The organism is Allobacillus halotolerans, assembly GCF_018967645.1.
Lineage (GTDB): Bacteria > Bacillota > Bacilli > Bacillales > Alkalibacillaceae > Allobacillus > Allobacillus halotolerans.
The window spans coordinates 1-23912 of the sequence record NZ_JAHLZF010000023.1 but is presented as its reverse complement, the minus strand read 5'-3'; the positions used below and the strand labels follow the sequence as shown (position 1 = coordinate 23912).

22 protein-coding genes are annotated in these 23912 nt (G+C 36.1%); 19 read left to right on the top strand and 3 right to left on the bottom strand.

Annotation, left to right across the window (positions count from 1 at the left end; all coding sequences use genetic code 11):
- Nucleotides 1–52: 52 nt before the first annotated feature.
- A complete protein-coding gene (locus tag KQ486_RS12500) occupies nucleotides 53–1225 on the top strand; it encodes a nucleotide sugar dehydrogenase (RefSeq protein ID WP_216687813.1) in 1173 nt (390 codons plus the stop codon).
- 65 nt (nucleotides 1226–1290) lie between these two features.
- On the opposite strand, the gene KQ486_RS12495 is transcribed toward KQ486_RS12500, so the two are convergent.
- Genes KQ486_RS12495 through KQ486_RS12485 form a run of 3 tightly spaced genes read right to left on the bottom strand, consistent with a single transcriptional unit; the run spans nucleotide 1291 to nucleotide 3525 of the window.
- The gene (locus tag KQ486_RS12495; RefSeq protein WP_216687812.1) at nucleotides 1291–2055 is read right to left on the bottom strand and encodes a tyrosine-protein phosphatase; all 765 of its coding nucleotides are present in this window, start codon (nucleotides 2053–2055) and stop codon (nucleotides 1291–1293) included.
- Nucleotides 2056–2108: 53 nt separating this feature from the next.
- Nucleotides 2109–2804 (bottom strand): CpsD/CapB family tyrosine-protein kinase, encoded by a 696-nt coding sequence (locus KQ486_RS12490; RefSeq protein ID WP_216687811.1) that lies wholly within the window; start codon nucleotides 2802–2804, stop codon nucleotides 2109–2111.
- Nucleotides 2794–3525 carry a YveK family protein gene (locus KQ486_RS12485; RefSeq protein WP_216687810.1) on the bottom strand — a complete coding sequence of 244 codons (732 nt, stop codon included), beginning with the start codon at nucleotides 3523–3525 and terminating at the stop codon, nucleotides 2794–2796. Before KQ486_RS12485 ends, KQ486_RS12490 begins: the two co-directional genes overlap by 11 nt.
- A gap of 328 nt (nucleotides 3526–3853) precedes the next feature.
- Between KQ486_RS12485 and KQ486_RS12480 the strand changes: the two genes are divergently transcribed.
- The 18 genes from KQ486_RS12480 (at nucleotide 3854) to KQ486_RS12395 (ending at nucleotide 23827) form a co-directional block, all read left to right on the top strand.
- Nucleotides 3854–5665: a polysaccharide biosynthesis protein gene (locus KQ486_RS12480; RefSeq protein ID WP_216687820.1), complete on the top strand. Its 1812-nt coding sequence runs from the start codon at nucleotides 3854–3856 to the stop codon at nucleotides 5663–5665.
- 18 nt (nucleotides 5666–5683) lie between these two features.
- Nucleotides 5684–6565 (top strand): UTP--glucose-1-phosphate uridylyltransferase GalU, encoded by an 882-nt coding sequence (gene galU / locus KQ486_RS12475; protein ID WP_216687809.1) that lies wholly within the window; start codon nucleotides 5684–5686, stop codon nucleotides 6563–6565.
- Between the two features lie 37 nt (nucleotides 6566–6602).
- On the top strand, nucleotides 6603–7712 hold the full coding sequence (locus KQ486_RS12470; RefSeq protein ID WP_216687808.1) for a DegT/DnrJ/EryC1/StrS family aminotransferase: 1110 nt from the start codon (nucleotides 6603–6605) through the stop codon (nucleotides 7710–7712).
- A gap of 2 nt (nucleotides 7713–7714) precedes the next feature.
- Nucleotides 7715–8329, top strand: a complete 615-nt coding sequence (locus tag KQ486_RS12465) for a sugar transferase (protein WP_216687807.1) — start codon at nucleotides 7715–7717, stop codon at nucleotides 8327–8329.
- A gap of 26 nt (nucleotides 8330–8355) precedes the next feature.
- Nucleotides 8356–9003 carry an acetyltransferase gene (locus tag KQ486_RS12460; RefSeq protein ID WP_216687806.1) on the top strand — a complete coding sequence of 216 codons (648 nt, stop codon included), beginning with the start codon at nucleotides 8356–8358 and terminating at the stop codon, nucleotides 9001–9003.
- Nucleotides 9004–9048: 45 nt separating this feature from the next.
- On the top strand, nucleotides 9049–10215 hold the full coding sequence (locus tag KQ486_RS12455; RefSeq protein ID WP_216687805.1) for a glycosyltransferase: 1167 nt from the start codon (nucleotides 9049–9051) through the stop codon (nucleotides 10213–10215).
- Between the two features lie 136 nt (nucleotides 10216–10351).
- Nucleotides 10352–11479, top strand: coding sequence for a glycosyltransferase family 4 protein (locus tag KQ486_RS12450; RefSeq protein ID WP_216687804.1), 1128 nt, complete (start codon nucleotides 10352–10354; stop codon nucleotides 11477–11479).
- Nucleotides 11480–11573: 94 nt separating this feature from the next.
- The gene (locus tag KQ486_RS12445) at nucleotides 11574–12860 is read left to right on the top strand and encodes a hypothetical protein (protein WP_216687803.1); all 1287 of its coding nucleotides are present in this window, start codon (nucleotides 11574–11576) and stop codon (nucleotides 12858–12860) included.
- The gene (locus tag KQ486_RS12440; protein ID WP_216687802.1) at nucleotides 12823–13947 is read left to right on the top strand and encodes a polysaccharide pyruvyl transferase family protein; all 1125 of its coding nucleotides are present in this window, start codon (nucleotides 12823–12825) and stop codon (nucleotides 13945–13947) included. Before KQ486_RS12445 ends, KQ486_RS12440 begins: the two co-directional genes overlap by 38 nt.
- Before the next feature lies 1 nt (nucleotide 13948).
- The gene (locus KQ486_RS12435) at nucleotides 13949–15217 is read left to right on the top strand and encodes a lipopolysaccharide biosynthesis protein (protein WP_216687801.1); all 1269 of its coding nucleotides are present in this window, start codon (nucleotides 13949–13951) and stop codon (nucleotides 15215–15217) included.
- 192 nt (nucleotides 15218–15409) lie between these two features.
- A complete protein-coding gene (locus KQ486_RS12430) occupies nucleotides 15410–16576 on the top strand; it encodes a nucleotide sugar dehydrogenase (RefSeq protein WP_216687800.1) in 1167 nt (388 codons plus the stop codon).
- A 76-nt stretch (nucleotides 16577–16652) separates the two neighbouring features.
- Nucleotides 16653–18359 (top strand): phospho-sugar mutase, encoded by a 1707-nt coding sequence (locus KQ486_RS12425; RefSeq protein WP_216687799.1) that lies wholly within the window; start codon nucleotides 16653–16655, stop codon nucleotides 18357–18359.
- A 165-nt stretch (nucleotides 18360–18524) separates the two neighbouring features.
- On the top strand, nucleotides 18525–19199 hold the full coding sequence (locus KQ486_RS12420; RefSeq protein WP_216687798.1) for an RraA family protein: 675 nt from the start codon (nucleotides 18525–18527) through the stop codon (nucleotides 19197–19199).
- A gap of 12 nt (nucleotides 19200–19211) precedes the next feature.
- Complete coding sequence (locus tag KQ486_RS12415) at nucleotides 19212–20234, top strand: TRAP transporter substrate-binding protein (protein ID WP_216687797.1); 1023 nt, start codon at nucleotides 19212–19214, stop codon at nucleotides 20232–20234.
- Nucleotides 20235–20246: 12 nt separating this feature from the next.
- On the top strand, nucleotides 20247–20747 hold the full coding sequence (locus KQ486_RS12410; protein WP_216687796.1) for a TRAP transporter small permease: 501 nt from the start codon (nucleotides 20247–20249) through the stop codon (nucleotides 20745–20747).
- Nucleotides 20744–22027, top strand: a complete 1284-nt coding sequence (locus KQ486_RS12405) for a TRAP transporter large permease (RefSeq protein WP_216687795.1) — start codon at nucleotides 20744–20746, stop codon at nucleotides 22025–22027. The genes KQ486_RS12410 and KQ486_RS12405 overlap by 4 nt, the downstream gene beginning before the upstream one ends.
- 24 nt (nucleotides 22028–22051) lie before the next feature.
- Nucleotides 22052–22870, top strand: coding sequence for a carbon-nitrogen hydrolase family protein (locus KQ486_RS12400; RefSeq protein ID WP_216687794.1), 819 nt, complete (start codon nucleotides 22052–22054; stop codon nucleotides 22868–22870).
- Nucleotides 22871–22879: 9 nt separating this feature from the next.
- Nucleotides 22880–23827, top strand: a complete 948-nt coding sequence (locus tag KQ486_RS12395) for an AEC family transporter (protein ID WP_216687793.1) — start codon at nucleotides 22880–22882, stop codon at nucleotides 23825–23827.
- The last annotated feature ends 85 nt before the right edge of the window (nucleotides 23828–23912 follow it).

The following is a 23912-nucleotide window of genomic DNA, read 5'->3' as shown; positions in this document are numbered from 1 at the left end:
CTATGCTATAATACTTTGTAGAATATTTCCCACAAGAAAAAGGATGTGCCGAATGAAAATAGCAATTGCAGGAACTGGCTATGTTGGTCTATCTAATGCGGTTTTATTGGCTCAACATAATGAAGTTATAGCGCTAGATATTGTTAAGGAGAAAGTGGATTTAATCAACAATAAAAAGTCACCTATTGTTGATAAAGAAATAGAAAATTTCCTAGCTGACAAGGATTTAAATCTGACAGCTACAACAAGTTATGAGAAGGCATTCAAAGATGCAGAGTATGTTGTTATATCTACGCCGACGAATTATGATTCGGAATTGGATAATGGCTACTTTGATACGAGTTCAGTCGAAACGGTCATTGAAAATGTATTGAGTGTCAATCCGAGCGCGACGATGATTATTAAATCAACAGTGCCGGTTGGGTATACGAAAGACGTTCGAACAAAATATAAGACAGATCATATTATTTTTTCTCCAGAATTTTTGAGAGAAGGTAAGGCATTGTATGATAACCTACATCCTTCTCGAATTATTGTTGGTGATCAGTCTGAAGAGGCAAAAGTATTTGCTGACTTACTAGTTCAAGGAGCGCTCAAAGAAGATATCCCTGTACTGTTTACTAATTCTACAGAGGCCGAAGCCATCAAATTGTTTGCGAATACCTATTTAGCGATGCGTGTTTCATTCTTCAATGAGCTGGACTCGTATGCTGAACTAAAAAATTTAGATTCGAAACAAATCATTGATGGTGTTGGGCTTGATCCACGAATTGGCGATCATTATAATAACCCTTCATTTGGTTACGGGGGCTACTGTTTACCGAAAGATACGAAACAACTTCGCACTAATTTTGAAGGGATACCAAATAATATTGTCTCGGCAATTGTTGATGCGAACGATACACGGAAAGATCATATTGCAAATCAAATTGTAAAAAGAAACCCAAAAACCGTCGGGATTTATCGACTAACGATGAAGTTAGATTCGGATAATTTCAGACAATCAGCCATACAGGGAGTTATTGAGCGACTACAGGCTCAACGTATTGAGGTTGTTATTTATGAACCGACACTCGAGGTCAAACAGTTTAACGGTATGCGGGTCATTAATAATTTTGATTTATTTACAGAAGAGGTTGATGTCATCGTTGCCAATCGTCTAGCTGAAGAGTTGGAGGATGTATCGGACAAAGTATATACGCGAGATGTTTTTAATCGAGATTGATTCTTGGGAAAATTAATATACAAGAAAAAAGCCCCTTCCTAACCAATTAAGGAGGGGCTGTTCAATTAAAACACCCAAAACTTCTTCCTCTTCCTCACTTCCAACGGCGGCTCACCAATCACCGATTCATTGCGGTCAACCATGCGGGCGTTTTCTTTCAGCATTTCACTGACTCCAAAGCCGAATTCCTTCTCAATCTCTTTATATGCCTCTTGCATACAAATACCACGTGTCGTTGTATTATGTGCGTCGGATGCAACGAAGTGTGTTAAATTCGATTCAATCAATTGCATGCTGAACTGTTTGATTTTCTTTCCGAAGTGACCAGCAACACTTGCGGCGGTCACTTGTGTTAATACACCATTCTGTACCAGTTCCAATAATTTATCAGGATTTTGGATAAGATCACTATTCCGTTCCGGATGGACAATAATTGGTTTGTAGCCTGCTGATTGAATGTCGAACAGTACACGTTCTGTATAGCGAGGTACATGGTTTGATGGGAATTCGACTAACATATAGTTCGTATTGCCAAGTGGGATGCTTGTTCCTTCTTGCAATCCTTCCAATAAATCACCTTGAATACGTAACTCTTGTCCAGGTTTCACAACTAAGTCAATTCCCAACCGATCAAACTCAGCATTTAATTCATCCACTTTCGGTAAAACAACGTCACGTTCGTTTTCGTATCGTGTCGTCAAGTGGTGTGGTGTTGCGTAAATCACAGTGATTCCTTCATCCACTGCCGCTTGCGCCATCGCCACACTATCTTCAATAGTTTGTGCACCGTCATCCACACCGAATAAAATATGACTATGTAAATCAATCATTTGATTTAACCTCCTAAAACAAAGTCTCATAGGCTTTCCTATGAGACAGGCGTTTATGTTCCATAATAATAGTAATAATTCGTTTCGTTAAACGCTCGGTCATTTAAAACGACTCCGAGAATATTTGCCTGAGCTTGTGTAAGCAACTCTTTCGCTTTGACGGCTGCGTCTTTTTCGGTTTGTTTACTACGAACGACGAGTAATACACCATCGACAGCGTTAGCAATAACTTGTGAGTCCGTTACAGCTAATACGGGTGGTGTGTCGTAAATAACTAAGTCATAACTACTTTCCGCATTTTCCATAAATCGTTTCATGGATTTCGACCCTAATAATTCAGATGGATTCGGTGGTACTGGACCACATGGAAGGACGCTAAGGTTCGGGATATTGACCGCCTGTGCAGCGTCTTCTAACTCTTTATCGCCAATTAAAAGGTTGCTTAATCCGAAGTTGTTCGCAACCCGAAATGTATAATGAGTAGTCGGCTTCCGCATATCGGCATCAACCAACAAAACTTTCTTCCCTTGTTGGGCAAAAGCAATTGCTAAGTTCGAAGCGGTCGTACTTTTCCCTTCCGATGGGCTGGAAGAAGTCACAAGCAAAGACTTCAGCTCATTGTCAATGGCAGAGAATTGTAAGTTTGTACGCAGTGTTCGAAATTGCTCTGAAATCGGAGACTTTGGTTGATCACGCATAACCAGCGTTCTGGAAACTTGAGTTTTCGTTATTGTTTTTCTACGCGCCATGTTTCGCACCTCTTCCTCTCGCTGTTCGAGATGGGTCAGTAATTGTATTCGCATCCATTGTCGGAACAACGCCCATCACTGGTAGTTCAAGCAACTTTTCAATATCTTCTTCGGTTTTAATCGTCGTATCTAAATATTCAAGCAAGAAAGCAAGTCCTACACCGACCATGACACCGAGTACAAAGGCAATTGCAATATTCAACGTGACATTTGGACTGACTGGAGCGGGGTTATCACCAACGACCGCAGCAGATAAAATACTCACGTTATCGACATTCATATATGTAGGAACGGATTCTTTAAAAACTTCAACGGTTGTATTCGCAATATTGGCAGCAACGGCAGGGTCTGTGTCCGTAACTGTTACGTTAACAACCTGGGAATCTTGAGCATTTGCGACACTAATCTTTGAAGCTAACGCACCGTTGGATAGATTCAAATCCAGTTCTTCAATAACTTGATCCATAATTGCTGGACTCGTAATGATGACATTGTATGTATTAATCATTTCCACATTTGTACGAATGTCGTTAATATTCAATTCTTGAGCTGGTTCCGATTGACTGACGATAAATTGAGATGAAGCTTCATATTTTGGCGTTAAAATGAATAAGGTGATTAGGGCACTAACTAAGACAGCGGCAACTGTAATTGCGATAATTAACTTCATACGCTTTTTAATGACTTGAAAAATCTCTTGTAAAGATATCGTTTCTTCCATGATGACCTCCAGGTTCAGTTAATAAAAATTGTATATATGTGAAAATTATATCACATTTCTAAACAATTCAAAGGTAATTTAACAAATTTTGTCGAATCAAATGTGTAACTGGGTGAGTGCGTTTGCATCCAATAAAAGACACTTTTTTATATAATAATACCAAATACCCTTGTAATTTCAGTAAATAATTTGTACTATAGTACCAGATAAACAGGAAAACATACATAAAAATTCCTAATCGAGCGTCTAAAGTACTAGATACATAATATAAAGAATAGATTAGAGAGATAACCTTAATAGAACGAACGAGGAGAAAAGGTGGTTGTATTTGACTTATCCTAAAAGACTAGCATTGCTTGTTGTCGTTGATACATTGATTGTCGCTTTCTCTATATTTGCGAGTGCCTACTTAACTTATAACCAGCTGGTTGACTGGAAATCAATTGTTGCCACGTCAATAATCTTACTACTATCTCATCATATCCTTGCACTTTACTTTGGCTTGTACCGTAAAGCCTGGGAATATGCGAGCATAGGTGAATTAGTAACGATTTTTAATGTCGTCGGCTTGTCGATTGGTGTCGCAGCAATCGGTCAATTAGTCGTCTTAGATCAAATTATGGTTCGCGCATTATTAGCTACATTCATGTTACATATTTTATTCATCGGTGGAAGCCGTTTTGCATGGCGGGTCTTTCGGGATCGCGTTTTATCACGTATGACGGGTAAAAAGCGGACGCTTATTATCGGAGCCGGCGCTGGTGGTGTCATGGTCGCTCGCCAACTTGCGAGTAGCCAAGAATCGGAATTAAGACCAGTAGCGTTTGTTGATGATGATCCGAAAAAGAGTCGTGTACAAATTTTAAACGTTCCCGTAGCTGGAAAATTAGATGATATTGAAAGAATTGTTGAACAATACCGAATCGAACATATTATATTTGCCATTCCATCCATTCCAAAAGCTCGTGCCAATGAAATCTATCAACTTTGCTCAAAGACCGGTGTAAAAACACAAACCATTCCTAAGTTTGAAGACTTAGTAACTGGCAAGGTGAGCGTAACTGAGCTTCGTGATGTTGATATTGAAGATTTATTAGGACGTGAGCCTGTAAAGTTGGACATGCAGAAAATCGGAGTGAATATCCGAAACAAAACTGTCCTCATAACAGGGGCTGGTGGATCAATCGGTTCAGAGATTTGTCGCCAGATTGCTAGATTTGAACCAAACCAATTATTGTTACTCGGACACGGTGAAAATAGTATTTATCAGATTGAACGCGAATTACGTGGGAAGTGTAAAGAGAAGTTCGAAATCATACCGATTATTGCTGACGTACAAGACCGAAAGCGTATCGGTGAAGTGATCTCATCTTATCAACCGGATGTTGTCTATCATGCTGCCGCGCATAAACATGTTCCGTTGATGGAATTCAACCCAATTGAAGCGGTGAAAAACAATATAATGGGAACAAAGAATGTTGCTGAAGCGGCTGATCAGTTTAATGTTGATACCTTTGTACTTGTTTCAACCGACAAAGCGGTAAACCCGACAAACGTCATGGGTGCAACGAAGCGTGTTGCGGAAATGATTATTCAAAACTTAGCGCAACATAGTGATACCAAATTCTGTGCGGTTCGATTCGGAAACGTATTAGGCAGTCGCGGGTCCGTCATTCCTTTATTTAAAGAACAAATCGCCAATGGTGGTCCAGTGACGGTCACCCATCCCGATATGACGCGCTATTTCATGACGATACCAGAGGCGAGTCGTTTGGTCATTCAAGCCGGAGCACTTGCGCGTGGAGGAGAAATTTTCGTTCTCGATATGGGTGAACCAGTGAAAATTGTTGACTTGGCGACTAACTTAATTCGCCTAACTGGGGCGAACGAAGAAGAAGTGAAAATTGAATTTAGCGGCATCCGTCCCGGTGAAAAAATGTACGAGGAACTACTTGGTGAAAATGAAGTGTCGGACGAGCAAGTATTTCCGAAAATCTATATTGGAAAGTGCACATTTGACGAAGTGGAAGGAATCCGCGACCAAGTATCTGAATTCCTAGAGCTGCCTAATGCACAAATTAAAGATAAATTGATGCAAACGATTGAACCAGAAAGAAAACGAATGAAAGAATTTGCTTAAATTATTGGGGGTTACAAAATGAAACCTGTGAAAAAAGCGATTATCCCTGCAGCAGGACTAGGGACTAGATTTCTGCCAGTAACAAAAGCATTGCCTAAAGAGATGCTACCTATTATAGATAAACCAACCATACAATATATCGTTGAAGAAGCCATCGAATCAGGAATTGAAGATATTATTATCGTTACTGGTAAGGGTAAACGAGCTATTGAAGATCATTTTGATCACTCTTTTGAATTGGAAGAAACTTTACTCAAAAAAAACAAATTAGAGATGCTGGAAAAGGTCAACCAATCTTCCAATGTTGACTTGCATTACATACGACAAAAAGAACCAAAAGGACTCGGTCATGCTGTTTGGACAGCTCGAAAATTTATTGGAGATGAGCCATTCGCTGTCTTGTTAGGTGATGACATTGTTCGAGCAGAAAAACCAGGATTAAAGCAATTAATTGACCAATATAATTATACAGGTGGACATTCCATCATCGGTGTTCAAAGCGTTCGGAAAGGTGAAACAGACCGTTATGGAATTATAGATCCAAGAAGTAATGATGGTCGGTTATATGAAGTAAATCAATTTGTTGAAAAACCAGCCTTAGGTGAAGAACCTTCTAATCTAGCAATAATGGGTCGATATATCTTAACACCTGAAATTATGGAGCTTTTAAGTACACAAGAGATAGGTGCAGGTAATGAAATTCAATTGACAGACGCAATACAGCGATTGAACGAAGAACAAGGTGTTTATGCTTATGACTTTGAAGGACGCCGTTATGATGTAGGTGAAATTAAGGGTTTTTTGAAAACAATGATTGAAATCTCATTGGAGCGCAACGATATTCGAGAGGATTTAGTTGATTTTATGAAAGATTTACTGGAAAAAGAAAGTCTTAAATAGCATATTATAATAACATTGTTAGATTGGAGCCCTAAAGATGAAAGAACGAATTTTTTTATCATCACCTCATATGAGTGATGAAGGATATGAAATGCATTACATAAATAAAGCTTTTGATTCAAATTTTATTGCACCTGTTGGTGAAAATATAGTTAAGTTTGAAAATGAACTAGCGGATAAAGTTGGTTCGAATGCTGCTGTTGCTCTTTCCTCAGGAACAGCAGCAATTCACCTAGCCTTAAAAGCCGCTGGAGTCGGTGAGGGTGACATTGTTTTCTGTCCTACACTTACTTTCTCTGCGTCGGCTAATCCAATAATATATCAAAATGCCACGCCAGTTTTCATTGACAGTGATTACAAAACTTGGAATATGGATCCCGTAGTATTGGAAGAAGCATTTATAAAGTATCCTAGTGTTAAAGCTGTAATAGTAGTGCATTTATATGGTTTATCTGCGGATATGGATCGTATTTTGAATATCTGCAGAAAGTATGATGTAACTGTCATAGAAGATGCAGCCGAATCGCTAGGTACATTTTATAAAGGTAGACCAACAGGAACTATCGGTGATTTTGGTGTCTTCTCTTTTAATGGGAATAAAATTATAACTACATCTGGTGGCGGAATGCTTATTTCCGATGACGTCAACAGAATAGAAAAGGCAAGGTTTTGGGCTACACAATCTAAAGATGAGGCAATACATTATGAACATAGTGAATTAGGCTTTAATTATCGTATGAGTAATGTGGTTGCTGGTATAGGTAGAGGTCAACTTAAAGTTTTAAAAGATAGAATTAAAAAGAAAAGATACATATATGAATTTTATAAGCGAGAATTAGGAGAATTGAAAAGAATCGAGTTTATGCCTAATAATGATTGGGATGAACCAAATTACTGGCTAAGTTCAGTTTTATTACCTGAAAATATTAAGCCATTGGAGGTAATCGAAGCACTTCAAAAAGAGAATATTGAGTCTAGACCCTTGTGGAAACCAATGCATATGCAGCCATTCTTTAAAGAATATAATTATTTAGGAACAAAAGTGTCTGAAGATTTATTTAAGAGAGGTATTTGTTTACCTTCTGACACAAAAATGTCTGACTATAGCTTACAAAGGGTATGTGAAGTTTTAAAGGGGTTTTGGTAAGAATGAACTATTTTTATAGGTTTATTTTAAAAAGAGTATTAGATATTCTGCTCTCATTAATTGCAGTAATTGTTCTTAGTCCTCTGTTAGGATTAATTGCTTTGCTTGTGCGATTCAAGTTAGGTAGCCCTGTTATCTATAAACAGAGTAGACCTGGACTTAATGAAAGAATCTTCATTCTATATAAATTTAGAACCATGACGAATGAAAGAGATCATGAAGGAAATTTACTTCCTGATAACTATAGATTAACTAAGTTCGGTGCTTTTTTACGCTCCACTTCGCTTGATGAACTCCCAGAACTAATAAATATAATAAAAGGAGATATGAGTTTTATCGGCCCAAGACCATTAAGGGTAGAATATTTACGTTACTATAATAAAAAACAAAAACGCAGACATAATGTGCGACCAGGCCTATCCGGACTAGCTCAAACTAATGGAAGAAATGATTTAAGATGGGAAGAGAAATTTAATTTTGATGTTTATTATGTTGATAATATTTCATTTATTATGGATTTAAAAATATTTTTAAAAACAATTATAAAGGTGTTCAAAAGAGAAGGTATTAATACTGATACAGCTCAACCCGAAAAATTTAGAGGGACATCTGAATAGTAATGTCAAGAAGGAGAATTGAAAGTATGTCGCACAAAGAGGTTTATATAATTGGCGCTGGAACATACGGAGAAGCAATGTGTGAGTTAGCAGAAATTCTGGGATATGACGTTAAAGGATTCTATGATGAAGATAAAAAAATAATCAATACTAAAGTTATGAAAAAAAAAGTAATTAATAAATTCTCGAGGATTAGTGTTGAATCAATTAAGAATAAGCAATTTATAGTTGCAATAGGAAACAATAAAGTTAGAAATGAAATTATGACAAGAATTAATAAGCTGGGCGGAAGTACTCCAACACTTATTCATCCTACGGCGGTTATTAGTCCAAGTGCAACAATTGGTAAGGGAGTTTATATTCAAGCTAATGCCTATATCTGGACAAAAGTAAGAATTAATGACTTTTGCATTATTAGTCCAGGAGCAGTAATTGCGCATCATTCTTCTATAGGAGATGCGTGTTTAATCTCTTCCCAAGCAACTGTGGGTGCTTCGATAACGATTGAAAAAGAAGTTTTTATTGGCATGGGAAGTACCACTGTAACAGGAATTTATAAGATTGGTCAAAAATCCACAATAGGTGCAGGAGCTCTTGTTTTAAAAGATGTTGATAGCAATGCTGTATATGCAGGCGTCCCTGCAAAAAAAATTAGGTCAAAAGAAGAATTTTAAAAAGCTAATTAGTCTTTGATTTTTTGTTTAATGAGGGGGATTGGTATGGAATTAGTACACAAAATCATTTTTTTTATGTTTGGATTTATAATTTTTTGGGGGATGGTCGGTTATCCTTTCTCACTAAAAGTAATTTCCCATATATATAAAAACAGAAAATTAGTTAAAGATTATAATCATCAACCGACAGTTACTGTTATGGTTGTTGCTCATAACGAAGAGAAAGTGATTTTACATAAACTTAAAAACTTAACTGAATTAAATTATCCTAAAGAAAAAATCGAGTTTTTAATAACTTCTGATAATAGTTCAGATAGTACTAACAAAATTGTTAATGAATTTATAGAAGAAAATAAAGATATAAATATCAGATTGTATGAAGTTAGGGAGCGAAAGGGAAAAACTAATGCACAAAATGAAGCCCAAAAATTAGTGGAAACCGAGTATTTAGTTATGACTGATGCAAATTCCCTCCTTGATAAAAATTCTATTTCAGAATTAATGGCCGCTTTTTCATCACCTGATATTGCATATGTTACAGGAAAGCTTTCTATAATAAATACAGAGGTAAGTGATATAAGTAGCTCAGAGTCAAGTTACTGGAACAGTGATCTAGCAATCCGAGAAATAGAAGGGAATATACAAAGCATTACAGCTGGAAATGGAGCTTTATATGCATGTAGAAATAAAGACTATTATAACTTTGATCTTATAAAATCGCATGATAGTGCTATGCCATTACATTTTGTACTAAAAGGAAGACGTGCAATATGTAACCATGATGCTATTGCTTATGAAAAAGTAGGGGAAGAGGTTGGGGATGAGTTTGGTCGTAAAATCAGGATGAACCGAAGAATACTAGAAAAAATAATCCCTGATATTAGACTGTTAAATATATTTAGATATAAATGGTTTTCTTATTTCTATTTTGGCCACAGAACATGTAGGTATTTACTTTGGATTTCACATTTGCTTGTATTTATATCTAATCTTATGCTTGTTCAACACTCGATATTTTATGCTATTACTTTCACAGGACAAATTTTATTTTACTTAATGGCTTTAACGAAACTAGTAACCAAAACGGACAACAAATACCTTACATTAATTTATTATTATAATGTTACAATTATTGCTCAATGGATTGGGGTATATAACATATTTACTGGTAAGGCAAAGCCTTTTTGGGAGAAAGCTGAAACTACAAGATAAAAATAAGAGGGTCTAGTTTAATAATATCTTGTATATTGAGTTATAAAGTTGATTTACTTGTTAGTTTAATATAAACAAATAATTATTAGTCAGTCCATTATTAAAATATATAGGATATACGAGGTATGGTGATAACATGAAGGTTTTACATCTATGTTCATATTATATTGGCAATAAATTATACAGTAATATGTTTAAGCAAATATCTTTAGAAGGTCATGACCAAGAAGTTTTTATACCAGTACGAAAAAAAGAACAAATTGGAATAAACCAATTATCTAAGGAGTATAAAAATGTCAGCTACTACTATAGGCCAATATTGAAAAAATACCATCGATTATTTTATCTCAGGAAAGTAAATAAGCAAAAGAATGAAATTAAAAAGATTTTGCAATCAAAATGCTCTATTGATTTAGTGCATGCCCACACAGTTTATAGCGATGGTGGTACAGCTTATGAACTATACAAAGATTACGGAATCGAATATATTGTTAATGTTAGAAACACAGATCTGAATTGGTTTTATAAATATTTGTTTCATTTGAGACCATATATGTATAAAATATTAACGAACGCGAAATTTATTGTTTTTATTTCCCATTCATATAAGGATAAACTCTTATCTATGCTTCCCTTTAATGTAGTCAATAAAATAAAAAACAAATGTATTGTTATTCCTAATGGCATAGATAATTATTGGCATAGAAGTAAGCTATTAAAGCCTAAAAATTTAGATTCGAAAAATATAAAATTACTGTTCATAGGGAATCTTAACAAAAATAAAAACATTAAAAAAGTACTAGAAGTTTTAAACATACTAAAAATAAATTATGATATGACGTTAGATATTATAGGAAATGGTCCACAATTAAAAAGTGTTAAAGACTACATTAAGAAATTAGGTTTAACATCTAACGTTTTTTATCATGGCTATTTAAATGAGAGAGAAAAAATCCTTGAAATAATGGATAATTGTGACATTTTCGTTATGCCTTCCCATAGGGAGACTTTTGGATTAGTATATATAGAGGCTATGTCTAGAGGCCTTCCAGTGGTTTATACTAAAGGACAAGGCATAGATGGTTTTTTTGAGGAAGGAGAGATAGGTTATCCTGTTGATCCAGCTGAAACAAATGCTATCGTAACTGCAATTGAAAATATTATTATGAATTATAGCAATATTTCCAAAAACTGTATAGTGAATTCAAAAGCTTTTAATTGGAGTTCTGTTAGTAATGAATACATAAAATTGTATAACAAATAAATGATACAGATTAAAAGTTTAACATATTGATTAGAAAAGAAAATCACAATACAAATATTTAGATGGTAAGTTTAAAACTTGGCGGTGTTCAATTTTGAAAAGAAAGTATTTTTTGTTGATTTACATTACATATTTTTTAAGCTTATTAGCTTTTTACAATACAATTATTTATGAAGAATATAGTTATTTTTTTTATTTCAGAAATGAACTAAAAATAGAAAATATATTTATAAGCCTTATATTATTTTTAGTTACATTGTTATTAACAATGTCAACAAGGAAAAGGTTTTATAGAGTCACTAATGAAGCTTTTTTATTCTTTAGTGTAATACCATCGGCCGTATATATAATTTATAATGACAGACCAACTGTATTAGTTATTAACGTATTGATAATAATAGGCATATTTATAATTGATAAATTAGATAGTGGTAGGGATATACAGAGGAAAATCTTCAGATTAAAAAAAGTAAATATAGCTTTTTTTGTGCTATTTATTAGTATTCTAATGATCCCTTATATAATTAGGATTGATAATATAAATTTAGCAAATATTTTCTTGGAAGATATATATGAATCACGATCTTCCTACGAAAGTAATGTTTATTTGAGTTATACTTCTTCTCCTCTTAGTAAAGTATTGCTCCCGTTCTTGTTAATATCATTTATAGAGTTAAAAAAACATTTTCTCGCTATCTTAGGTTTATTGTTCATTATTCTTATTTACTTGACAACCGGTGCTCAAAAAGATGTATTAATAGGTATGACTTTGGTTTTGTTTTGTTATTTCATTATTAAAAAATATGGAATAAGCAAATTGATGTCTTCAATTACACTAGCGACTACAGCAGCAAGTATTCTAGGTGTAATTCTCTATTATTTTAATCATCTCGCATTTTTTGTAACATACATTCGAAGGGCGTTATTCGTAGGTCCCGGACTATCAAGTGTTTATTTAGACTATTTCACTAGCAATCCGTATACAAATTATTCACATTCGAATATTGGGCAATTATTTAATGATGGAGATCGTTTAAACTTAACAAGATGGGCGGGACATAACTTATTAGGTAGAGATGTTAACGCTAATATAGGCATCTTTCTAGAAGGTTATGTAAGTTTTGGGATAATAGGCTTACTCATAAGCTTAATGATGATGTTGATACTAGTTGGATTTTTAAAGAAATTAAATATAAGTTATGTGTATATGGGAATATGGATATCTTTTATGTATGTAATCAACTTTAGTCTATTGGAAACATTATTAATCACACATGGTTTAGTGATTTTTGTTTTAGTAGCATACTTTTTAGTACCCAGAGAAAATAAAACGAGGTGTAAATATGAAAATAGGAATTCTTACGTTTCAGGAGTCAAATAATAATGGCGCCATGTTACAAGCTTTAGCTTTACAAGAGATTACATCAGAAATAGCTAATGGTTCCGCTAAGATTATCAATTACCATAGTAAATTTAAACAACAACAATATAAGTTAAATTTTAGTGGCAATAAAAAAGTATTCTTAAATAAGTTGCTGTCTGCTTTTGTAAGAAGAAAAGTTAGATTAAAAGCAGAAGAATTCAGAAGAAAGTATTTAAATATCGAAAATAAAAAAATCATTGACAAAAAGGAATTAAAAGAATTAAACGGTAGATTTTCAGTTTTTATTACCGGTAGTGATCAGGTTTGGAATGTTAATAATATCGGTACAGATTCTACTTATTTTCTTGATTTTGTAGACAAATCGAATAATAAAATAGTATCCTATGCACCAAGTATTGCTTTATCAGAAATTCCCAAGAAATATAAGGGATTCTACTATGAAAATATTAACAGGTTTAATTATTTAAATTTGTCAATCAGAGAAAAAACTGGTCAAAAAATCATTAAAGACCTGACTGGCCAAAATGCAACCGTAGTAGTCGATCCTACACTTTTACTTAATAAAGACGAGTGGATTAAAAAATTCAATTTGCAACCTACTTCTTACAATAATGAGAAATATATATTTGTGTATTATATTTCTTATAACCCAAATTTAATTAAATTCGTCAAAAAATTAAAAGAAAAAACAGGATATAAAGTGATTGTGGCTACTAGAACACTTAGAGATTATAAAATTGGTTTTCAAAATGTTGTAATCTCACCTAAAGATTTTGTAAATTATATTTATAGTGCAGAATATATTGTAACAAATTCCTTTCACGGAACCGCATTCTCTGTTAATTTTGAAAAAAAATTCTTTGCTTTTGGAAACAGTGATAAGCTTTCCAAGGTTAATAGTCGGATCGAAGACTTTCTTGATGATGTTTCGCTCTCATCTAGATATATAAGTGGAGATTATGAATTAGATTCGTTATCAAATGAGGTGATAGATTATCGATCTTCTTCAGCAATATTAGAAGAAATGAGGAATAAGTCACTTAACTTCTTGTATAACTCCCTAAATAGAGATGGTGAAATTTAAATTGTTAAATAAATCTATATTCGTAATTGACAAGCAAATATTTAGTAATATTTTCACTCTTTTTAAAGGCTCAGTTTTAGGGACAATAATAATGATGTGTTCACAACCAATAATTACTCGATTATACACACCTGAAGAATTAGGTTTTTTTGCTTTAATTTTTTCTATCGTAACGATGTTTTCCCCGGTAATTAATGGTCAGTACGATTTGTTAATAGTAAGTGCTAAATCAGAAAAAGAGGCTGACACGTTTGCAGTAATTTCAGTAATTGTCGGTCTTCTACTAGTTACCTTTATAGCCTTAGGATTAATTGTAATTCAATTTAGTAAATTCAAGGTATTTGAAGATGTGGGTTGGTGGATTCTTTCATCATGTATTCTTTTAATCGTATTTGGTATAAATAATATATTAGTTAGCTATAATAACCGACATTTAAGATATAAATTAATTTCTAAAGTTAACATCATCAGAAACTTTGGCAGGTCACTGTTTCAAATTTTATTTGGGCTAGTAGGTTTTGGAAACCTAGGAGTGTTAGCGGGTAATTTTATTGGTTTTCTAATGGGAATGAAAAAGCAATCTGATTTCTTAAGGGGACAGCTACATAGATTTTACAAAGTTAAAAAAAATGAAGTTTTAAAATTAATGAAAAACAACTATAAACAACCAGTATTTTCAGCTCCTGGAGTATTTTTTTCATCTTCTGCCAATTCATTGATAGCATTATTCGTAGGTTCTTTATATGGGATAGAGCAGTTGGGTTACTATTCAATAGCGATATTAATATTAAACGCGCCACTTTCCATGTTCAGTTCAAATATTGGAAAAGTTTTTTATAGGACTGCTACTAAAGAAAAAAATGATCGTGGACAATTCAAAAACAGTCTCAATAAGTTTTCTATTATATTAATTTTGATTGCTGTACCTTTATTCGTCATTTTATTTTTTACAATAATACCAATAACTGAGTTAGTTCTTGGAGAAGGCTGGGGAATAGTAGGCTTGTTTGTGATTTTCCAAATCCCAATGTTTTCTGCACGTTTTATTGTTATGTCCTTAAATACTTCATTTATTATAAACGGTAAACAACATATAAAACTGACCTTACAATCTCTGTTCTTTTTTTTCACTATTTTGTCTGGTTTGTTAGCCAGCATTCTAGAGTTAGATATTAATAGTTTTTTAATCATAACAAGCTTTCTTGTTGCTGGTGTCTATATTTTGATGTACGTATATATTTATATAGATAGTAAGCGAACAGTGATTTGAAAATAGTTATTAAAATTTTTTCTTTTTACACATTAACTGTTAGCGTAGAAAAAAAGTTTGAAGGTATATTGTTGAAGGAAATGTAAATTGATTATTTTTACATAGTGAAATTTCCATTGACGATTAACTTCAGAGGTATGTATAACTGGTATGCTGATTACTAAAGAAAAAAGGTAGACGGGAGTGTATACCATGAAAATCACAGTAGCGGGCACAGGCTATGTAGGTCTATCAAACGCCGTCCTATTAGCGCAATACAATGAAGTTATTGCAATAGACATCATTCAAAAAAAAGTCGATTTATTAAATAATAAAAAATCGCCAATAGTCGATCCTGAAATTGAGGAGTTTTTAGCAACTAAGGATCTTAATCTACACGCAACGACAGACGGACAAGAAGCTTATCAAGATGCAGAGTTCGTTATTATCTCAACACCAACCAATTACGATCCTGAACAAGACTACTTCGATACGTCAACTGTAGAGTCTGTCATAGAGCGTGTGTTAGAAATCAATCCGAATGCTGTCATGGTGATCAAATCAACCATTCCAGTCGGTTACACTGAATTAGTTAGAGAAAAATATCATACGACCAACATCATTTTTTCACCAGAGTTTTTACGTGAAGGGAAAGCACTATATGATAACCTTTATCCTTCAAGAATCATTGTCGGTGAACAATCCGAGCGTGCGGAAACATTTGCAAACCTCTTAGCTGAAGGAGCAATTAAGCAGGACATCCCTAAGTTGTTTACCCATTCAACCGAGGCTGAAGCGATTAAACTTTTCGCCAATACGTACCTTGCGATGCGTGTTTCTTTCTTCAATGAGCTAGATACGTACGCGGAAGTGAATGGCTTGGATAGTCAGCAGATCATTCAAGGGATTAGCTATGATCCACGGATTGGTGATCATTATAATAATCCTTCCTTTGGCTATGGTGGTTATTGCTTGCCGAAGGACACGAAGCAGCTGTTGGCGAATTATAAAGGGATACCGAATAACATGGTTTCAGCTATTGTTTCTGCGAATGATACACGGAAGGATCATATTGCCAATCAAATCTTAAAACGAAATCCAAATAAGGTTGGTATTTATCGTTTAACGATGAAGACAGGTTCAGATAACTTTAGACAATCAGCGATTCAGGGAGTAATTGAGCGCTTGCAGAGTCAGGACATAGAGGTTATTATTTATGAACCGACATTGGAAGATGCTCAGTTTAACGGTATGCGCGTAATTGACAGCTTTGATTCGTTTAAAGAAGAATCTGATGTTATTGTTGCGAATCGGATGGAAGATGAGTTGAAGGATGTTTCGGATAAAGTGTATACACGTGATGTGTTTCAGAGAGATTAATAAATCATAAGCCCGCCGAGTTGGTGGGCTGTTTTTACATAAGTGATCGAGGAAATACAAACAAAATGGTGATAACATGAATTGGAGAAAAATTGCAGAAAGTTGGCTCGCGTTTGACCAACTAGATGAAGAATTAAAAACAGAATTGGAACAAATAAAGCACGATGATCAAGCTATGCAGGATGCGTTTTACGAGCCGCTCAAGTTTGGAACGGGTGGTATTCGTGGCGTATTAGGTGTGGGGATTAACCGTATGAACATCTACACGGTTCGCAAAGCGGCAAAGGGGTTAGCGCTTTATTTGGAGCGTTACGGATCAGACTTTAAAAAGCATGGTGTCGTGGTGGCTTACGATTCTCGCTATAAATCGAAGGAGTTCGCGATTGAGACGGCTCGTGTGCTTGGTGTGCATGGAATTAAAACCTATGTATTCACTTCACTTCGCCCGACCCCTGAGCTTTCGTTCGCCGTCCGTCACTTAGGCACGGCTGCTGGGGTGATGATTACAGCAAGTCACAACCCACCGGAGTACAACGGTTATAAGGTTTATAACGAAACGGGTGGACAGTTACCACCAGAGCAAGCAGATTTAATGATTGAAAAAGTAAACGGAATCGAAAATGAACTAACGATTGAAGTGATGGATCAAGAAGCATTGGAAGAACAAGGTCTTTTGCAATGGATCGATGAAGACGTAGACGAAGCTTATTTATCTGAGCTAAAATCGATTACCCTTAATGAAGATGTAATTTCGAAGCAAGCGGACAAGTTAAATATCGTCTTCACGCCACTCCACGGAACAGCAGGCAAGCTTGTCCCACAGGGGTTAAACCAGTTGGGCTTTAATCAAGTCCATTTAGTCGAGGAACAAATGGTTGCAGATCCGGAGTTTTCCACTGTTCAATCTCCAAACCCAGAGGAGCATCAAGCTTTTGAATATGCAATTGGATTAGGTGAAAAGGTTAATGCTGACGTTCTCATTGCGACGGATCCGGATGCTGATCGATTAGGAGTGGCTGCAAAAAACGCAGCTGGAAACTACCAAGTGCTATCAGGGAATCAGTTAGGTGCGTTGATGTTCGACTATATCCTTGCCAATACGAAAGAAATCCCTTCCAACGGCAAGATGATTAAAACGATTGTGACGTCTGAACTTGGACGAGCAGTGGCGGAACACTACGGCATTCAGTCGATAGATGTGTTGACAGGATTCAAATTTATTAGTGAAAAAATTGATGAGTTTCAACAAACAAATGCTCATACGTTTATGTTCGGTTACGAAGAAAGTTACGGTTATTTAATCAACGACTTCTCACGCGATAAAGACGCCGTTCAATCGACAATGATGGCTTGTGAAATGGCAGCCTTCTATAACGAAAAAGGTATGACGTTATTTGATGCGCTTGAAACATTATATGAACAACATGGCTATTACATCGAAGACCTTCATTCCGTGAAAATGGAAGGCATTGATGGCGCAAAACAAATTGCTAAATTGATGGATCGATTTCGGGAAAACCCAGTGAAAACAGCCGGCGATTTGAACGCCGAGATTGTTGAAGATTATACAACTGGAAAACGTACGTATTTAGCTGAAGGTCGTGAAGAAGAGATTGAACTACCAAGTGCGAACGTCCTAAAAGTAAAAATGAGCGATGATTGCTGGTATTGCCTCCGCCCATCCGGAACAGAGCCGAAGATGAAATTTTACTTTGGTGTGAAGGGTGAGACGAGGGAGGAATCGAATCGTCGATTGGAGCAGTTGAAGAAAGCAGTATTATAAGAGACTCAGTGAGAAAAGGCTCGCCTACTGGCGGGTCTTTTTAATTTAAGAAATAGATTCTGATAATTAATAATATAAAATTATATTAAAAAATTTGTTGAATTTGGAAAAATAACATGATAATATACAACATGTATACAAGTTATATTTAACAGGAGGATGAATATGAAGATTAACGAAAAACAGAAAAATACGAGGTTAACGGACGATTTACTAGAGCGGTTTCGGGAAGTGGAGCCAGCAACAATTGGTCACCATTTGCATTATGGGTTTATGGATCCGTCTGTCAAATCCATGTTGGATGATGTAAAAGTTGTTGGTACTGCGTTTACGGTGAAAACAACGACGAATGATTCAACGATGGTTCACAAGGCTGTCAGTTTGGCAGAAGAAGGTGATGTTCTTGTCATCGATCGTACAGGAGATAAAAAACACGCGGCGGTAGGAGAAATGGTCGTTTATGCAGCGAAGGCGAGAAAGCTGGCGGGAATTATCATTGACGGACCATGTACGGATATCCAAGCATTGCGTGAAATTGGACTTCCGGTCTTTGCGACAGGTCGGTCAGCAATTACAACGAAGTTATACGGAATTAGTGGTGAGATTAATACAACCGTACAATGTGGCGGTGTAGCTGTTAATTCTGGGGACTTAATTGTTGCAGATGACAATGGCGTGTTGGTGATGGATGAAACGGTCGATTATGAGGATGTATTAAAAAAATCGAAAGCTAGTGAAGATCGTGAGCCTTACTCAAAAGAAAAATTAGACAATGGAGAAGTATTAAGTAGTTTGACAAAAGCGGATAAATTAATTGAAGAATATTTTCAAAAAAATTAGGGGGTTTGATTGATGAAAAAATGGATGATTGTTGTTTCTCTTTTTTTACTGATGGTTGTAAGCGCTTGCAGTGAGTCTGGTGACGCAGGAAGTGCAGAAGCTTCAGCAGAAGAACCGATTGAAATCAAGTTCGGCACGAAAATGCCTGAAGAATCTTTAGAAGGCCAAATGTTCAACAAATTTGCTGAGCTCGTAGATGAGAAAAGTAATGGAGAATTAGACGTGAAGGTCTATCCAGCCGAACAGTTAGGTAAAGGTACATCACAAATCGACAATATGATTATGGGTACGCAACAAATGTACGCAGATGGTATTACGTATTTCAGTGATTATGATTCACGTGTAGATGTAGCGAGTGTTCCGTTCCTATTCCGTGATTTTGAGCATTATCAAAAATTCAACACAGGTGAAATGGGACAGGATATTCATAATAAATTGGCTGAAAACGGAATTCGTGTCTTAAATACAGAACGTAACTTCGTTCGTGGTCCATATCGGGTCATGTTGTCAACGGAACCAGTCAAAGACGTTAGCGATTTAGAAGGTTTAGATATGCGTTCATTTGAATCAGAATATTACTCTGCAGCCTATGACCATGTCGGTGCGAATCCTACAGTCATCGCTTGGACAGAAACTTACTTGGCACTAAAACAAAATCTAGTGAATGCAGTTACATCTCCAATCTCTCTTGTTTGGTCGATGAAATTCACAGAGGTTGCTCCTCACATGACAATTACAGAAGAATACCCTCAAGATATCGTTCTGACGATGAGCGAGGAATTTTACCAAGGATTATCGGAAGAACATCAACAGATTTTAGTTGAGGCTGCTAATGAGACAGGTGAAGAGAATAATAAGCTGATTGAAGCTGAAGTAGAAGAACAACTTCAAAAGATGAAAGACGAGCATGACATTACAATCCATGAAATCGACAAACAAGAGTGGAGTGAAGCATTTTCAGAATTCCACTATCAACTTGAAGAAGATAGTGTCGTACCTGAAGGATATATTGATCAAATCAAGTCTATCGAATAAGTGGTGATCCTAGTGAAAAAGTTATTGAATGGAATAGCAAACGTATATCTTTTCATTGCGCTAGTAGGTATGGCCATCCTCGTTGTCATGATGTTCTACGAGATTATCATGCGTTATTTCTTTAGTTCATCGATGGTTTGGTCACATGAGTTCTTTTCATTTTTGATTGTTTGGATTACGTTCATGGGATTCGGAAAACTGATTGTTGACCGAGAAGATATTATGATTACCTTCTTGGTCGACAAGTTCAACCCATTAGGAAAAAGAATTATGGGTGTCTTTAATACATTGCTACTCTTAGGAACGGCAATCGTCATGTTTTATTATTCTATTCAACTGACGATGAGCGGATTCGCACGAACGACGTTGATTATGAAGGCGCCGATGGCTTGGTATTATATCCCTCTGGCACTGTTAATGGCATTAGTCGTATTGACATCCATCTACCATGTCATAGCGGTCGCTAAAGGACATGTCGATATATACCATCCGGAAGAAGGTGATCACTCATGATTTTTGGTCTAACGATGTTTATTGTGTTTTTAGTCTTGTTGCTGATTGGTTTTCCAGTTTCATTTTCAATGATTATCTCAACGTTAATAGCACTTTTCATGGGTGGTTACTCTCTGGAGGTATTCACCACTCAAGTCATTGAAGGAATCAAAGGATATACACTTTTAGCTGTTCCACTATTTATTTTAGCAGGGAATTTAATGAATTCTGCAGGTATTACACAGCGGATATTTGATTTCTCTGTTGCAATTGTCGGGTTTATCCGTGGCGGCTTGGCACAAGTGAACATATTGGCGAGTGTCATTTTTTCCGGTATTTCCGGTACGGCTGTCGGTGACCAAGCGGGCCTCGGTGCAATTGAGATGAGAGCGATGGTCGAAAAAGGTTATTCAAAGCCTTATAGTGCAGCATTAGTTTTGGCTTCTTCAGTCATAGGAGCGATCATTCCGCCAAGTGTTCCGCTAATTGTCTATGCGTATTTGGCAGAGGTTTCAGTAGAGAGGTTATTTGTCGCTGGGATTGTTCCTGGTTTGCTCATTGCGTTGACCCTCGGAATCTATGTTTATTTTCAAGTATCAACTGGAAGAGTGCAAGCACCTGATCCTGAACCTTTTGAATGGAAAACAGTTGGTCAAACGATTAAAGATGGGTTCTTTGCGTTGATGGCACCTGTCGTTATTCTCGGTGGGATGCTAGGTGGCCTGGTGACCCCGACGGAAGCCGGTGCAATCGCTGCCGTGTATGCAATAATTTGTGCGGCGATTTACAAGGAGTTGACGTTTGAAAATTTGAAGGGCGGTTTTATTGCAAGTGTTGGCTCGACTGCGCTCATTATGTTCCTAGTTGGTGTTGGTACATCGATGGGCTGGATTATTTCCGCAGAGCGACTGCCAATATTGCTGTCTGATTTCTTACTAGGACTAACAGAAAATAAATACTTAATGCTGTTGATCATTAATTTATTGCTGTTGATGCTTGGCATGGTGATGGAAGGAATTCCAATCAAGCTTATCATGGTGCCGATTCTGTTACCAATCATTGATGCATTAGGCATTGACCGCATGCATTTCGGAATCGTCATGTCGTATAACTTACTGCTTGGCATGATCACTCCACCAGTCGGAATTGGACTTTATGTCATGACACGGGTCGGAAAGGTGAAATTCGAGCATATTGTAAAAAATATCTTGCCGTTTTACGCACCGATGATTATTGCGTTAATTTTATTAAGCTATTTCCCACAACTTTCCTTGTGGTTGCCATCACTACTATTTGATTAGAATATAATGAAGGAGGACTTTTACATGAAAGTCGGCGTGATTCAGTTAAATACAAAATGGGATAAAAAAGAGAATTTAGATACGATAAAAAAATATGTGGAAGAAGCAGCGGCCGAGAAAGCAGAGCTTGTTTCTTTACCGGAGTACTGTAATTTTATGGGGGAAGAAAAGGATAAAAATAAGAACGCAGAAGAAATTCCTAACGGTGAAACAACGCAGGAATTAATGAAGCTGGCAAAGCAGCATGAGATGTATATTCATGTAGGTAGTATATTAGAGAAAAAAGATGAAGAAAAGTCATATAATACGAGTTTGATGATTGATCCAAAAGGTGAGTTGGTTGCCAAATATCAAAAAATCCATCTATTTGATATTGAAATACAAGGGGTATCGAAATATATGGAATCCAACACGATTGAAAACGGTCAAAAGCCACAGATGGTCGAACTTCCATTTGGGAAAGCTGGTTTAAGTATTTGTTATGATTTGCGCTTCCCGGAATTATACCGTGGCTATGCCCTTGATGGAGCGGATATATTATTTATTCCTGCTGCTTTTACGCGTTATACGGGTATGTTACACTGGGAACCGCTGCTTCGCGCTCGTGCGATTGAAAACCAATGCTACGTTATTGCAGCCGGGCAATTCGGAACCAACGTACCTGGTAAAGCGTGCTATGGAAACAGCATGGTGATTGACCCTTGGGGTACGGTCGTTTCTAGAGCTTCTGAAGGTGTCGGCATCACTTATGCCAACTTGGATAAAAAGCTGATTGAAAGTGCTAGAGAAAGTATTCCTTCATTGAAAAATAGAAAGCCGGAGTATTACGATTCACTCCAGTAAAACAGACCGATGAATCTTTATTTGATCTTTGAATCAATTGCAATGATTTTCCTGATGATTTCCATTGGCGCCCTTGTGTCGAGAACAATAACTTTCAACAGCGACACACAGGGCGTCTTCATCAGTCTAATTGTCAATGTCGCCATGCCATGTATTATCTTGGCGAGTATTTTTACAGTGGAAATCGACTATCGTCTGATTAACCAAATGGGAATTGTATTTTTATCATCCATTGCAATTGGTCTCATCGGCATATTAATTGGCTTTCTCTCAGCACATTATCTCGTAAAAGAAAAAAGAAACGCCAAAGAATTTGCCATAATGTCAGGCTTAGGCAATACGGCGTTTATCGGCATTCCGGTTTGTGCCATGATTTTCGGTGCAGAGGGTGCATTGCTTGCAGCTGTCTTTGATGCAGGTGTGGATGTGATTATTTGGTCATTAGGCGCAGTCATGCTTCAATATAACGAAAAGTTTTCGCTTCGCTCTTTTAAACCGATGATTAATCCACCAATGATAGCAATTGTATTAGGACTATGTATGACATTAGCTAATTTAAAGCCTCCCGAGTTATTGATTGATCTAACCGTGAATCTCTCAAATTTAGCTGCGCCAATGGCCATGTTTTATATTGGGATTCTATTAATGGAAATGTTTCGGCACCGAACGAAAAATGAAGGGATTATTCCTGAAAAAGTATGGTTACCTATTTCAATTAAACTATTAATATTGCCGATTTTTGTCGCCATCTGCCTATCCATCTTTCATATTAATGCTGTTACATCACAAGTGATTGTGCTGCAAACGATGATGCCTACGTTAACTTTAGCTTCGATTTTGTTTGCACGGTTTTCAGCGAATGTCGAATTGGGTACTAAAACAACAGTCATTTCAACAATTGTTTCATTAGGCTCAATACCTTTGGTTGTATTTATTGTTAAAATCATCCTAAATTAGGTATAATTTGGTTCATCACTATAAGTTGTGGTGAACATTGAAAAAAGTAGAACCTTCCTCTAATGTGATAAGTAACCAACAAATA